We start from the raw sequence: 16,041 nt of genomic DNA, 5'->3' as shown, positions 1-16,041 counted from the left end.
CGGTTTACTGTGCCTAGCGCTCCCTGAGCGCGTTCTCTCTGGCTCTAAGTATTGGATTTAATATGTACTCAAGAATAGATCTTTGCCCTGTGATCACATCGACCGAAGTCAGCATCCCAGGGATAATTGGCATCTGTGTGCCATCCTCTTTAACTAAATTGGACTCTTCGGTCCGAACTCTGATGAGGTAGAAGCTATTGCCCTCCTCATCCTGGGTCGTATCGGCACTGATGTGCTCCACCGTCCCATTTAAACCACCATAACGGGTAAAATCGTAGGCTGTGACCTTCACCACGGCCGGCAGGCCCGGATGCAGGAAGGCAATATCCTTGGGGCTGATGCGGGCTTCAATCAGCAGTTTGTCTTCCGACGGTACTATCTCAATAATGTCCACCCCGGGCTGCACCACACCGCCCAGGGTGTTGATGTGGACGGTTTTCACCGTGCCATTGACCGGAGAGGTGATCACCGCCTTGCTGACCTTGTCCTGGGCTCCGACCTGGGCTTCATTCATCCGTGACAGGCGGGTTTGTAGCTCGCTGAGCTGGGTGCGGGCATCGCTGGCGTAGACAAACACGGCTTCGCGGCGCTTGAGTATGGCTTCATCCAAGGTGGCCTTGGCCTTGGGCTGCATAACCCGCAGTGACTTGAGTTCCCCCTGCAGATCGTTGACCGTTCTTTGCAGCTTGAGCAATTCCACTTCGGGCACTATGCCTTTTTCTGCCAGCGGCTTGGTCAGCTCCAGCTCACGGCTGATCAGCTGGAAGCTGGTGGTCAGGGTGGTGATCTTGGAGGCCAGATCTTCGGCTTCCTGTTGTCGCTGCTGGATCTGACGGGCAAGGATCTCCAGCTGGTTTTCCAGGTTCGACAAACGGCCGTTGTAATCTGCCTGCTGGCGGCTGACCAGCTCAGGCTTGTCGGCTATCAGATTGCCGGGGAAGGTCAGTGGATGTTTGGTGATCCTCACCTGTTCGCGCCAGTCCTTGGCCATGTCGGACACCTGGATGCTGTCCAGTTCGGCCTTGAGGCGAATAACAGTGGCTTGCAGGCTGTAGACTTCCTGTTCCTGCTGGGCAAAGTCCGAGCGGAAACGGGTATCGTCTATGCGGGCCAGGGGCTGGCCCTTGGTGACCATATTGCCTTCACGGACAAAGAGTTCCTGCAGTATACCGCCGTCGAGACTCTGTATGACCTGCACCTGTGACGAGGGGATCACTTTGCCACTGCCGGTGGTGACCCGGTCCAGTTCCGCAAAGTAGGCCCACAGCAAAAAGACGAAGGCAAAGGCTGCCAAAGCCCAGATGGTCAGGCGGTGGCTGGTGGGAGCATCGGCCATCATGGCGCCATAGATGTCATCCACCATCTCCAGATCCTGGGTTGTCAGATGCTTGCTCATGACTTTTGCCCCCCGGCGAGCAGACCCAGGCTGAGTTTTTCCAGCACTTCGGCCTTGGGACCATCGGCCAACACGTGGCCGCGTTCCAGCACTATGATGCGATCCACCAGTTTCAGCAGGTGCATCTTGTGGGTGATGAGCAGCAAGGTTCTGTCCTTGGAGACGTTTTCCATGGCGCGGATAAATTGCTTCTCGGCTCGGGCATCCAGACTGGCCGTTGGTTCATCCATCAACAGGATAGGCGGGTCGTTAAGCGTCGCGCGTGCCAAAGCCACGGTCTGACGCTGGCCCCGTGACAGGGCTTGACCGCCTTCACCCACCTGCTGGTCGAGCCCCTCTGACTCGAGGTTGGTGAACAGGCTGACCCCTGACAACTGCACCGCCCGTATCAACTGATGCTCTGACACCTGACGGGTACCGAACAATATGTTGTCGCGTATGCTGCCGTGGAACAGGACCACATCCTGGGGCAGGTAGCCGAAATTGCGCCTCAGATCGCTGGGGTGGATCTGGGCACTGTCCAGGCCGTCGTAACGCAGGCTGCCCTTGGTGGGCTGGTACAGTCCAACCAGCAATTTGGCCAGGGTACTTTTGCCACTGCCGTTGCGTCCAATGATGGCCACCCGCTCGCCGGGTTGGATGCTGATGCTGCAAGGGTGCAACACGGGTTTTTCCGAACCGGGGTAATTGAAGCCCACATGGTCGGCCTCAATCTTGCCGAGCAGTCTTTGCTTGCTCACCAGATGGCCCTTATTCTCGAATTCATCTTCCTGGGTCATGATGCCGTCCAGTTGACGCAGGGCGCTGGCGGTATGGTTACCGCGGGTAAGCAGGTTTGCCAGTTGTGCCATGGGGGAGATGGCGCGGCTGGAGAGCATGACCGCGGCTATGATGCCGCCCATGGAGATCTCATTCTCGGCGACCCGGTACACCCCGAGGATCACCACGCTGACCACTGTCAGTTGCACCATAAAGTTGGCGGTATTGGCCACGGCATTGGTTAACTTTTTTGACTTAAGCTGCCAGGTGGCCGTATGGCCAATCATCTGTTGCCAGGATTTCTGCACCAAGCCTTCGGCACCGTAGGCCTTGATGGATTCCAGCGCCGCCAGACTTTCGATCAGATGACCGTGCTTGAGGCTGGAGAATTTGTTGCTCTCTTCTATGGCAGCTTTGAGCTTAGGCTGGATATACAGGGTGTAGCCTATGATGATCAAGCCGCCAAACAGAGGTACCAGGGCCAGATCACCCGCTACAATGTAAATGATTAACAGGAAAAACAGCGCAAAGGGCAGGTCCACCAGGGTGGTGATGGTGGCCGAAGTAAGAATGTCTCTTATGCTGTCGAATTCGCCCAGCTGCTTGGCCATGCCACCGACACTGGGAGAGCGATTGGCCAGCGGTATCCCAATGGCTTTGGCAAACAGTCTGGATGACACTATGATGTCGACCTTTTTGCCAGCCACATCAATCAGGTAGCTCCTCAATTGCCGCATGATCAAGTCAAAGATATAGGCTATGGCAGCCCCTATCGCCAGCACCCAGAGGGATTCGAAAGCCAGGTTAGGCACAACCTTGTCATACACGTTCATGATGAACAGCGGCGACACTAAAGCAAACAGGTTGACCAAAATCGAGGCGATCAGTACGTCACGATAGATGGGCGCTGCATCCTTGAGTGTTTGCCATAACCAGTGATGCCGGGTGTCATGACGATAGACGTCGAATCCCATGTCACCACGGTACTGCTGCTTGACCAGAAACAGGTAGCCCACATACAGGGCTTCCAATGCCTCAATGGACAGGCTTTCTTCGCCACCGGTTTCAGGAAGCTGAATCACGGCAGTGTCATTTTCATGATCCAATTTGCGCAGCAAACAGGCTTTTTTGTCTTTCAGCAGCAGGATGCAGGGCAGCATGATGGCTGACACCTGATCCAGCCCCTTGCGGGTCAGACGCGCAGTCAAGCCCGCCCTGGCTGCGGCCTGGGGGAGTAAGTCAGGCGTCAACAGGGCGCCGCTGATGGGCAAGCCGGCCGCCAGCGAGTCGCTGGAACAGGGGCTTCCAAAATATTCAGTCAGGAGTACGAGACTATCGAGTAAGGGATCAACTGTGACCCGAGTGGAGGCAGAGATAGTCCATTGCTCCTGCTTTTCAGAGGCAGTGAGAGACACCTTGGGTTGTTACCTTTGTATTTTTAATGCGTTACGCTAAGTATCAACCAAGGTGAGCGATATTGCTACCGCTCACCCTGGGATTCACTTGTTAAGGTATGTAGTGACCGCTGAAGTTATGGCTTTGTTCATCCAGCGTTGAAGAACCGCTACTCACAGACTGAATACCGGGGCTATCAGAGGTGGTATCTATGATGAGTGGGCCATTGCCGTCACCGAGCAAACCATTAATGATACCTGTCTCGTTTGTTGCCTCAACACCATATTCTGCCGCCAGGTCCACACCATCGAGAACGATGCGTTGATCGACCTGACCATCCTTGTCTGCATCAATCTCTATTGTGGTGGAACCATTTTCTATGGTGAAGCTGAGGAAGCCTTCCAGGCTGTATTGATCTTCGCCCTGGAGCAGATCGCTCAGATCCAGCTTGTCCTGGCTGATGTCGAAGTCGACGATATGATCGGTACCCGTATCACCGGCTTGCCAAACGAAGGTGTCTGCACCAAGACCGCCTATCAGGGTGTCGTCACCTTGACCGCCAATTAACATGTCATCACCTGACTCACCATCCAGGTAATCGTTGCCGTCGCCACCGATCAGATCCGAGCTGGCCGAGCCACCACGAATTGATATGGAGGTGTCGGTTCCGTCCTGGATAACGATTTCCAGTCTTGGGCTGAAGCCATTTTCCAGTGGTGATTGGGTCTGTACAACCCAATCGTCAAAGGTGAATATGCCACCATTATCGGTAAAGACACTGCTGTCAATGGTCCAGGTGCCATCACCATTATCATGGATTTCCAGGCTGGCATCTTGCGCTGAATAAATCTTGGCGCCGGCGGGGAAGCCTGACAAAGTGATGCTTTGAATGCTCTCGCTGCCGTCCAGATCCGTAAATTCATAGGATGCAGTGATGGGGTACACGTAAGCCGACTGGGTAACCCCAGAAGTGGTCATGCTCAGCAGTGTGGAGCCGTTGCCCCCATTTGAACTGCCAGACAATTCAAAGCTGAATGAATTGAAGGCCACTTCACTGTGCAGCACCATGGTTTCCTGGCTGTTTTGATTACCAGAGAAGGTGTAGCTCTGCACTGTCGTGGTGCCATCAATATTGTGCATGGTAAAGGTGATAGTTTGACCTGAAGCATTCTTGAAGGTCAGAGCTATGTCTGTCAGATAGCTTGGCAAATCGATGTTCATGTAATCATCGCCATCTATCCGGAAATCACCACCGCGGCCAACACCAATACCTTGTCCGTTGCTGACACTCAGGGATTCACCTTCCCTGGTGGTAATTGTGGTGCCGTCCTCATAAACGATTTTGACAATGTCGTTGCTATGCGAACCGGTACCATTGTAGGTGGTATAGCCTGAATCAAAGTTGATCAGTACTTCAGTGACATCGCCCAATGTGACGCCAAACTCTTGTCCGGCTATATCCGCAACTGGGATCACTGTGCCTGTGACGGTAGCAGTAGCTTCGCCGCCATCGAGATCTTCGATAACGTAATCAAAGGTTACTGGGCCGCTGTAATTCGCAGTTGGGGTGAAGGTGATTTCGCCCTCAGCATTGATGAATATGGTGCCGTGATCGACCGCAATGGATTGTTCCCCGCCCGTCAGCAGGACTCCATTGATGGACTTGATGGTTAACCCTTCACCAATATCGTTCCCCAACAGGTCCAGGGCATCAGAGGTTTGATCCTCCATTACCGAGAAACTGTCGTCATTGGCAATCGCGATATCGTCTACCGGATTGACAGTGATTGAAACTGTGGCCGTATCTGTACCGCCATTACCATCGGCAACTGTGTAGGTAAAGCTAATGGGGGCGGGTTCACTGCCGTCATGGCTGTAGCTAAAACTGCCATCTTGATTAATGGTCAGTGTGCCACCTGAAATGGCTACCGTTGCTACACCATTGACGAAGTTGATCTGTTCTCCATTGATATGGGTAATGTTGAGTTCGTCACCCTCTGGGTCGCTGTCAACGCCTGTGCCTGTGTCATCTGTGATGATATTGCCTGAAACCGAATCACCTTCATCAACCGAATAGCTGTTTGCCAGTGCCACTGGCTCATCATTGTCAGGGGTGACCACTATGGTCAGGGTAGCGGTGGCACCGGTGTTGGTGGTGTAGGTCACCACCGGCACGTTGCCGTTCCAGTTGTCGTTGGGGGTGAAGCTGTAAGAACCGTCGGCATTGAGCACCAGGGTGCCGCCATCGAGCTCGACGCTGTCACCGGCGCTGTAGCTGTTGCCGTTCACTTCGAAGCTGACCACAGACAGTTCGTCATCGACGTCGCTGTCGTTGTCGAGCACGTTGCCGCTGGCCACCGTGTCTTCGGCTACGGTGTTGAAATCATTGACCGCGTTGGTGGCATCGTCCACCGGGGTGACCACGATGGTCAGGGTAGCGGTGGCACCGGTGTTGGTGGTGTAGGTCACCACCGGCACGTTGCCGTTCCAGTCTGCGTTGGGAGTGAAGCTGTAAGAGCCGTCGGCATTGAGCACCAGGGTGCCGCCGTCGAGCTCGACGCTGTCACCGGCGCTGTAGCTGTTGCCGTTCACTTCGAAGCTGACCACCGACAGCTCGCTGTCGATGTCGCTGTCGTTGTCGAGCACATTGCCGCTGGCCACCGTGTCTTCGGCTACGGTGTTGAAGTCATTGACCGCGTTGGTGGCGTCATCCACCGGCGTCACGACGATCGTCAGGGTGGCGGTGGCACCGGTGTTGGTGGTGTAGGTCACCACCGGCACGTTGCCGTTCCAGTCTGCGTTGGGAGTGAAGCTGTAAGAGCCGTCGGCATTGAGCACCAGGGTGCCGCCATCGAGCTCGACGCTGTCACCGGCGCTGTAGCTGTTGCCGTTCACTTCGAAGCTGACCACGGTCAGGTCGTCATCGACGTCGCTGTCGTTGTCGAGCACGTTGCCGCTGGCCACCGTGTCTTCGGCTACGGTGTTGAAATCATTGACCGCGTTGGTGGCATCGTCCACCGGGGTGACCACGATGGTCAGGGTAGCGGTGGCACCGGTGTTGGTGGTGTAGGTCACCACCGGCACGTTGCCGTTCCAGTCTGCGTTGGGAGTGAAGCTGTAAGAGCCGTCGGCATTGAGCACCAGGGTGCCGCCGTCGAGCTCGACGCTGTCACCGGCGCTGTAGCTGTTGCCGTTCACTTCGAAGCTGACCACCGACAGCTCGCTGTCGATGTCGCTGTCGTTGTCGAGCACATTGCCGCTGGCCACCGTGTCTTCGGCTACGGTGTTGAAGTCATTGACCGCGTTGGTGGCGTCATCCACCGGCGTCACGACGATCGTCAGGGTGGCGGTGGCACCGGTGTTGGTGGTGTAGGTCACCACCGGCACGTTGCCGTTCCAGTCTGCGTTGGGAGTGAAGCTGTAAGAGCCGTCGGCATTGAGCACCAGGGTGCCGCCATCGAGCTCGACGCTGTCACCGGCGCTGTAGCTGTTGCCATTCACTTCGAAGCTAACCACGGTCAGGTCGTCATCGACGTCGCTGTCGTTGTCGAGCACGTTGCCGCTGGCAACCGTGTCTTCAGCCACGGTGTTGAAGTCATTGACCGCGTTGGTGGCGTCATCCACCGGGGTGACCACTATGGTCAGGGTGGCGGTGGCACCGGTGTTGGTGGTGTAGGTCACCACCGGCACATTGCCGTTCCAGTCTGCGTTGGGGGTGAAGCTGTAGCTGCCGTCGGCGTTCAGCACCAGGGTGCCGCCATCGAGCTCGACGCTGTCACCGGCGCTGTAGCTGTTGCCGTTCACTTCGAAGCTGACCACAGACAGTTCGTCATCCACGTCGCTGTCGTTGTCGAGCACGTTGCCGCTGGCCACCGTGTCTTCAGCCACGGTGTTGAAATCATTGACCGCATTGGTGGCATCGTCCACCGGGGTGACCACTATCGTCAGGGTGGCGGTGGCACCGGTGTTGGTGGTGTAGGTCACCACCGGCACGTTGCCGTTCCAGTCTGCGTTGGGAGTGAAGCTGTAAGAGCCGTCGGCATTGAGCACCAGGGTGCCGCCGTCGAGCTCGACGCTGTCACCGGCGCTGTAGCTGTTGCCGTTCACTTCGAAGCTGACCACCGACAGCTCGCTGTCGATGTCGCTGTCGTTGTCGAGCACATTGCCGCTGGCCACCGTGTCTTCGGCTACGGTGTTGAAGTCATTGACCGCGTTGGTGGCGTCATCCACCGGGGTGACCACTATGGTCAGGGTGGCGGTGGCACCGGTGTTGGTGGTGTAGGTCACCACCGGCACATTGCCGTTCCAGTCTGCGTTGGGGGTGAAGCTGTAGCTGCCGTCGGCGTTCAGCACCAGGGTGCCGCCATCGAGCTCGACGCTGTCACCGGCGCTGTAGCTGTTGCCGTTCACTTCGAAGCTGACCACAGACAGTTCGTCATCCACGTCGCTGTCGTTGTCGAGCACGTTGCCGCTGGCCACCGTGTCTTCAGCCACGGTGTTGAAATCATTGACCGCGTTGGTGGCATCGTCCACCGGGGTGACCACTATGGTCAGGGTAGCGGTGGCACCGGTGTTGGTGGTGTAGGTCACCACCGGCACGTTGCCGTTCCAGTCTGCGTTGGGAGTGAAGCTGTAAGAGCCGTCGGCATTGAGCACCAGGGTGCCGCCATCGAGCTCGACGCTGTCACTGGCGCTGTAGCTGTTGCCATTCACTTCGAAGCTAACCACGGTCAGGTCGTCATCGACGTCGCTGTCGTTGTCGAGCACGTTGCCGCTGGCAACCGTGTCTTCAGCCACGGTGTTGAAGTCATTGACCGCGTTGGTGGCGTCATCCACCGGGGTGACCACTATGGTCAGGGTGGCGGTGGCACCGGTGTTGGTGGTGTAGGTCACCACCGGCACATTGCCGTTCCAGTCTGCGTTGGGGGTGAAGCTGTAGCTGCCGTCGGCGTTCAGCACCAGGGTGCCGCCATCGAGCTCGACGCTGTCACCGGCGCTGTAGCTGTTGCCGTTCACTTCGAAGCTGACCACAGACAGTTCGTCATCCACGTCGCTGTCGTTGTCGAGCACGTTGCCGCTGGCCACCGTGTCTTCAGCCACGGTGTTGAAATCATTGACCGCATTGGTGGCATCGTCCACCGGGGTGACCACTATGGTCAGGGTGGCGGTGGCACCGGTGTTGGTGGTGTAGGTCACCACCGGCACGTTGCCGTTCCAGTTGTCGTTGGGGGTGAAGCTGTAAGAGCCGTCGGCGTTCAGTACCAGGGTGCCGCCATCGAGCTCGACGCTGTCACCGGCGCTGTAGCTGTTGCCATTCACTTCGAAGCTAACCACGGTCAGGTCGTCATCGACGTCGCTGTCGTTGTCGAGCACGTTGCCGCTGGCAACCGTGTCTTCAGCCACGGTGTTGAAGTCATTGACCGCATTGGTGGCATCGTCCACCGGCGTGACAACGATCGTCAGGGTGGCGGTGGCACCGGTGTTGGTGGTGTAGGTCACCACCGGCACGTTGCCGTTCCAGTCTGCGTTGGGGGTGAAGCTGTAGCTGCCGTCGGCGTTCAGCACCAGGGTGCCGCCATCGAGCTCGACGCTGTCACCGGCGCTGTAGCTGTTGCCGTTCACTTCGAAGCTGACCACAGACAGTTCGTCATCCACGTCGCTGTCGTTGTCGAGCACGTTGCCGCTGGCCACCGTGTCTTCAGCCACGGTGTTGAAATCATTGACCGCATTGGTGGCATCGTCCACCGGGGTGACCACTATGGTCAGGGTGGCGGTGGCACCGGTGTTGGTGGTGTAGGTCACCACCGGCACGTTGCCGTTCCAGTTGTCGTTGGGGGTGAAGCTGTAAGAGCCGTCGGCGTTCAGTACCAGGGTGCCGCCATCGAGCTCGACGCTGTCACCGGCGCTGTAGCTGTTGCCATTCACTTCGAAGCTGACCACAGACAGTTCGTCATCCACGTCGCTGTCGTTGTCGAGCACGTTGCCGCTGGCCACCGTGTCTTCAGCCACGGTGTTGAAATCATTGACCGCGTTGGTGGCATCGTCCACCGGGGTGACCACTATGGTCAGGGTAGCGGTGGCACCGGTGTTGGTGGTGTAGGTCACCACCGGCACGTTGCCGTTCCAGTCTGCGTTGGGAGTGAAGCTGTAAGAGCCGTCGGCGTTCAGCACCAGGGTGCCGCCATCGAGTTCGACGCTGTCACCGGCGCTGTAGACGGTCTCATCACCGGCGATGGTGAAGCTGACCACAGACAGTTCGTCATCGACGTCGCTGTCGTTGTCGAGCACGTTGCCGCTGGCCACCGTGTCTTCGGCTACGGTGTTGAAATCATTGACCGCGTTGGTGGCGTCATCCACCGGGGTGACCACTATGGTCAGGGTAGCGGTGGCACCGGTGTTGGTGGTGTAGGTCACCACCGGCACGTTGCCGTTCCAGTCTGCGTTGGGAGTGAAGCTGTAAGAGCCGTCGGCGTTCAGCACCAGGGTGCCGCCATCGAGTTCGACGCTGTCACCGGCGCTGTAGACGGTCTCATCACCGGCGATGGTGAAGCTGACCACAGACAGTTCGTCATCCACGTCGCTGTCGTTGTCGAGCACGTTGCCGCTGGCCACCGTGTCTTCAGCCACGGTGTTGAAGTCATTGACCGCATTGGTGGCATCGTCCACCGGGGTGACCACTATGGTCAGGGTGGCGGTGGCACCGGTGTTGGTGGTGTAGGTCACCACCGGCACGTTGCCGTTCCAGTTGTCGTTGGGGGTGAAGCTGTAAGAGCCGTCGGCGTTCAGTACCAGGGTGCCGCCATCGAGCTCGACGCTGTCACCGGCGCTGTAGCTGTTGCCATTCACTTCGAAGCTGACCACAGACAGTTCGTCATCCACGTCGCTGTCGTTGTCGAGCACGTTGCCGCTGGCCACCGTGTCTTCGGCTACGGTGTTGAAATCATTGACCGCGTTGGTGGCATCGTCCACCGGAGTCACGACGATCGTCAGGGTGGCGGTGGCACCGGTGTTGGTGGTGTAGGTCACCACCGGCACGTTGCCGTTCCAGTCTGCGTTGGGGGTGAAGCTGTAGCTGCCGTCGGCGTTCAGCACCAGGGTGCCGCCGTCGAGCTCGACGCTGTCACCGGCGCTGTAGCTGTTGCCGTTCACTTCGAAGCTGACCACAGACAGTTCGTCATCGACGTCGCTGTCGTTGTCGAGCACGTTGCCGCTGGCCACCGTGTCTTCGGCTACGGTGTTGAAGTCATTGACCGCGTTGGTGGCGTCATCCACCGGGGTGACCACTATGGTCAGGGTGGCGGTGGCACCGGTGTTGGTGGTGTAGGTCACCACCGGCACATTGCCGTTCCAGTCTGCGTTGGGGGTGAAGCTGTAGCTGCCGTCGGCGTTCAGCACCAGGGTGCCGCCGTCGAGCTCGACGCTGTCACCGGCGCTGTAGCTGTTGCCGTTCACTTCGAAGCTGACCACAGACAGTTCGTCATCGACGTCGCTGTCGTTGTCGAGCACGTTGCCGCTGGCCACCGTGTCTTCAGCCACGGTGTTGAAGTCATTGACCGCGTTGGTGGCGTCATCCACCGGGGTGACCACTATGGTCAGGGTGGCGGTGGCACCGGTGTTGGTGGTGTAGGTCACCACCGGCACGTTGCCGTTCCAGTTGTCGTTGGGGGTGAAGCTGTAAGAGCCGTCGGCGTTCAGTACCAGGGTGCCGCCATCGAGCTCGACGCTGTCACCGGCGCTGTAGCTGTTGCCATTCACTTCGAAGCTGACCACAGACAGTTCGTCATCCACGTCGCTGTCGTTGTCGAGCACGTTGCCGCTGGCCACCGTGTCTTCAGCCACGGTGTTGAAATCATTGACCGCGTTGGTGGCATCGTCCACCGGGGTGACCACTATGGTCAGGGTAGCGGTGGCACCGGTGTTGGTGGTGTAGGTCACCACCGGCACGTTGCCGTTCCAGTCTGCGTTGGGAGTGAAGCTGTAAGAGCCGTCGGCGTTCAGCACCAGGGTGCCGCCATCGAGTTCGACGCTGTCACCGGCGCTGTAGACGGTCTCATCACCGGCGATGGTGAAGCTGACCACAGACAGTTCGTCATCGACGTCGCTGTCGTTGTCGAGCACGTTGCCGCTGGCCACCGTGTCTTCGGCTACGGTGTTGAAATCATTGACCGCGTTGGTGGCGTCATCCACCGGGGTGACCACTATGGTCAGGGTAGCGGTGGCACCGGTGTTGGTGGTGTAGGTCACCACCGGCACGTTGCCGTTCCAGTCTGCGTTGGGAGTGAAGCTGTAAGAGCCGTCGGCGTTCAGCACCAGGGTGCCGCCATCGAGTTCGACGCTGTCACCGGCGCTGTAGACGGTCTCATCACCGGCGATGGTGAAGCTGACCACAGACAGTTCGTCATCCACGTCGCTGTCGTTGTCGAGCACGTTGCCGCTGGCCACCGTGTCTTCAGCCACGGTGTTGAAGTCATTGACCGCATTGGTGGCATCGTCCACCGGGGTGACCACTATGGTCAGGGTGGCGGTGGCACCGGTGTTGGTGGTGTAGGTCACCACCGGCACGTTGCCGTTCCAGTTGTCGTTGGGGGTGAAGCTGTAAGAGCCGTCGGCGTTCAGTACCAGGGTGCCGCCATCGAGCTCGACGCTGTCACCGGCGCTGTAGCTGTTGCCATTCACTTCGAAGCTGACCACAGACAGTTCGTCATCCACGTCGCTGTCGTTGTCGAGCACGTTGCCGCTGGCCACCGTGTCTTCGGCTACGGTGTTGAAATCATTGACCGCGTTGGTGGCATCGTCCACCGGAGTCACGACGATCGTCAGGGTGGCGGTGGCACCGGTGTTGGTGGTGTAGGTCACCACCGGCACGTTGCCGTTCCAGTCTGCGTTGGGGGTGAAGCTGTAGCTGCCGTCGGCGTTCAGCACCAGGGTGCCGCCGTCGAGCTCGACGCTGTCACCGGCGCTGTAGCTGTTGCCGTTCACTTCGAAGCTGACCACAGACAGTTCGTCATCGACGTCGCTGTCGTTGTCGAGCACGTTGCCGCTGGCCACCGTGTCTTCGGCTACGGTGTTGAAGTCATTGACCGCGTTGGTGGCGTCATCCACCGGGGTGACCACTATGGTCAGGGTGGCGGTGGCACCGGTGTTGGTGGTGTAGGTCACCACCGGCACATTGCCGTTCCAGTCTGCGTTGGGGGTGAAGCTGTAGCTGCCGTCGGCGTTCAGCACCAGGGTGCCGCCATCGAGCTCGACGCTGTCACCGGCGCTGTAGCTGTTGCCGTTCACTTCGAAGCTGACCACAGACAGTTCGTCATCCACGTCGCTGTCGTTGTCGAGCACGTTGCCGCTGGCCACCGTGTCTTCAGCCACGGTGTTGAAATCATTGACCGCATTGGTGGCATCGTCCACCGGGGTGACCACTATCGTCAGGGTGGCGGTGGCACCGGTGTTGGTGGTGTAGGTCACCACCGGCACGTTGCCGTTCCAGTCTGCGTTGGGAGTGAAGCTGTAAGAGCCGTCGGCATTGAGCACCAGGGTGCCGCCGTCGAGCTCGACGCTGTCACCGGCGCTGTAGCTGTTGCCGTTCACTTCGAAGCTGACCACCGACAGCTCGCTGTCGATGTCGCTGTCGTTGTCGAGCACATTGCCGCTGGCCACCGTGTCTTCAGCCACGGTGTTGAAGTCATTGACCGCATTGGTGGCATCGTCCACCGGGGTGACCACTATGGTCAGGGTGGCGGTGGCACCGGTGTTGGTGGTGTAGGTCACCACCGGCACGTTGCCGTTCCAGTTGTCGTTGGGGGTGAAGCTGTAAGAGCCGTCGGCGTTCAGTACCAGGGTGCCGCCATCGAGCTCGACGCTGTCACCGGCGCTGTAGCTGTTGCCATTCACTTCGAAGCTGACCACAGACAGTTCGTCATCCACGTCGCTGTCGTTGTCGAGCACGTTGCCGCTGGCCACCGTGTCTTCGGCTACGGTGTTGAAATCATTGACCGCGTTGGTGGCATCGTCCACCGGAGTCACGACGATCGTCAGGGTGGCGGTGGCACCGGTGTTGGTGGTGTAGGTCACCACCGGCACGTTGCCGTTCCAGTCTGCGTTGGGGGTGAAGCTGTAGCTGCCGTCGGCGTTCAGCACCAGGGTGCCGCCGTCGAGCTCGACGCTGTCACCGGCGCTGTAGCTGTTGCCGTTCACTTCGAAGCTGACCACAGACAGTTCGTCATCGACGTCGCTGTCGTTGTCGAGCACGTTGCCGCTGGCCACCGTGTCTTCGGCTACGGTGTTGAAGTCATTGACCGCGTTGGTGGCGTCATCCACCGGGGTGACCACTATGGTCAGGGTGGCGGTGGCACCGGTGTTGGTGGTGTAGGTCACCACCGGCACGTTGCCGTTCCAGTTGTCGTTGGGGGTGAAGCTGTAAGAGCCGTCGGCATTGAGCACCAGGGTGCCGCCATCGAGCTCGACGCTGTCACCGGCGCTGTAGCTGTTGCCATTCACTTCGAAGCTAACCACGGTCAGGTCGTCATCGACGTCGCTGTCGTTGTCGAGCACGTTGCCGCTGGCCACCGTGTCTTCAGCCGCGGTGTTGAAATCATTGACCGCGTTGGTGGCATCGTCCACCGGGGTGACCACTATGGTCAGGGTAGCGGTGGCACCGGTGTTGGTGGTGTAGGTCACCACCGGCACGTTGCCGTTCCAGTCTGCGTTGGGAGTGAAGCTGTAAGAGCCGTCGGCGTTCAGCACCAGGGTGCCGCCATCGAGTTCGACGCTGTCACCGGCGCTGTAGACGGTCTCATCACCGGCGATGGTGAAGCTGACCACAGACAGTTCGTCATCGACGTCGCTGTCGTTGTCGAGCACGTTGCCGCTGGCCACCGTGTCTTCGGCTACGGTGTTGAAATCATTGACCGCGTTGGTGGCGTCATCCACCGGGGTGACCACTATGGTCAGGGTAGCGGTGGCACCGGTGTTGGTGGTGTAGGTCACCACCGGCACGTTGCCGTTCCAGTCTGCGTTGGGAGTGAAGCTGTAAGAGCCGTCGGCGTTCAGCACCAGGGTGCCGCCATCGAGTTCGACGCTGTCACCGGCGCTGTAGACGGTCTCATCACCGGCGATGGTGAAGCTGACCACAGACAGTTCGTCATCGACGTCGCTGTCGTTGTCGAGCACGTTGCCGCTGGCCACCGTGTCTTCGGCTACGGTGTTGAAATCATTGACCGCGTTGGTGGCGTCATCCACCGGGGTGACCACTATGGTCAGGGTGGCGGTGGCACCGGTGTTGGTGGTGTAGGTCACCACCGGCACGTTGCCGTTCCAGTTGTCGTTCGGGGTGAAACTGTAGCTGCCGTCGGCGTTCAGCACCAGGGTGCCGCCATCGAGCTCGACGCTGTCACCGGCGCTGTAGCTGTTGCCATTCACTTCGAAGCTGACCACGGTCAGGTCGTCATCGACGTCGCTGTCGTTGTCGAGCACGTTGCCGCTGGCCACCGTGTCTTCGGCTACGGTGTTGAAATCATTGACCGCGTTGGTGGCATCGTCCACCGGGGTGACCACTATGGTCAGGGTGGCGGTGGTGCCTACGTTGGTGCTGTAACTGATCACTGGCACTTCGCCGTTCCAGTTACCGGCTGGCGTAAAGATGTAAGAACCGTCGGCATTGAGTGTGAATGTGCCTGAAGTGAGAGTGATGCTGGTACCTGCGCCATACTCCACGCCGTCAATTATAAAGCTGGTGACTTCAGTTTGGCCCAGGTTGTCACTGTCATTGTCGAGCACATTGCCAGTGGCAGTAGTGTCTTCGGCAATCTGCTGCACATCATTATTGGCTATGGCAACCAGGTTGAAGCCTTCGCTGCCGCCATTTACTGCAGCGCCAGTGCTGAACAGTATGGTTTGACTGTCGTAGCCGGCGCCGGCCAGGGCTTCTGCGCCATCGCGTACCAAAGATACAAAGCCTGAATCACCCTCATTTCCTGGTGCACCACCGGCGGCAGTGGCCGGCAGATCGGCGGTCGGATCGTCACCGGCAGCAATTAAGTCCTGCAGCTGTTGAATTTCTGCATCGGATACGGATTCATTGGGAGCGGAAAACTCACCGCTATTAAAGCTGGAGCCGTCCTGTAATTGCAGCTCCAGGTTGGCATTGTCTGCCAACAGGATTTCACTACCTTGCGGCAATGCATCCCCAAGCCTGAGTTCTTGCTCGAGGCCATTGCTGACTATATATACTTTTCCATCCAGGCTCTTTACCTGACTGTTTTGTGATGTGATCAATGATTTCATAGCCAGCCCCTGCAGCAAAAACGTCCGTATTCGAAAGCAACTTTATGTACTGCAAATGTTGCAAATATAGTGTTTGTGAAACTTATGAGAGCGAATGTTAATTGAGTTATCTAGTTAAGTCAATTATTTGACGGGTGGCGGGTTTTTGCAACGTTATGAAAAGTAAGGGTAAAACCTTTTTTGGTTGAAAAATAAAACAGGAGTACGAAGGT

General features: G+C 58.2%; 3 protein-coding genes. All 3 read right to left on the bottom strand.

The genetic code is table 11. The features are described from left to right. Window positions 1–13: 13 nt before the first annotated feature. Entirely contained in the window at window positions 14–1,396 is a 1,383-nt protein-coding gene (locus JYB85_RS17010; RefSeq protein ID WP_207380230.1) for an HlyD family type I secretion periplasmic adaptor subunit, read from the bottom strand. Continuing rightward, window positions 1,393–3,570, bottom strand: a complete 2,178-nt coding sequence (locus JYB85_RS17005; protein ID WP_207380229.1) for a type I secretion system permease/ATPase — start codon at window positions 3,568–3,570, stop codon at window positions 1,393–1,395. Before JYB85_RS17005 ends, JYB85_RS17010 begins: the two co-directional genes overlap by 4 nt. Before the next feature lie 91 nt (window positions 3,571–3,661). After that, window positions 3,662–15,829, bottom strand: a complete 12,168-nt coding sequence (locus JYB85_RS17000; protein ID WP_207380228.1) for a retention module-containing protein — start codon at window positions 15,827–15,829, stop codon at window positions 3,662–3,664. Window positions 15,830–16,041 lie beyond the last annotated feature (212 nt).

Source organism: Shewanella sedimentimangrovi, from assembly GCF_017354965.1.
GTDB lineage: Bacteria > Pseudomonadota > Gammaproteobacteria > Enterobacterales > Shewanellaceae > Shewanella > Shewanella cyperi.
Note: the sequence above shows the minus strand (reverse complement) of the source record. Positions and strands in the feature narration are given on the sequence as shown.

Excerpts from the sequence above, each read along its gene's own strand:
- JYB85_RS17010 (WP_207380230.1), bottom strand. The coding sequence starts at position 1,396 with ATGAGCAAGCATCTGACAACCCAGGATCTGGAGATGGTGGATGACATC.
- JYB85_RS17000 (WP_207380228.1), bottom strand. The coding sequence starts at position 15,829 with ATGAAATCATTGATCACATCACAAAACAGTCAGGTAAAGAGCCTGGAT.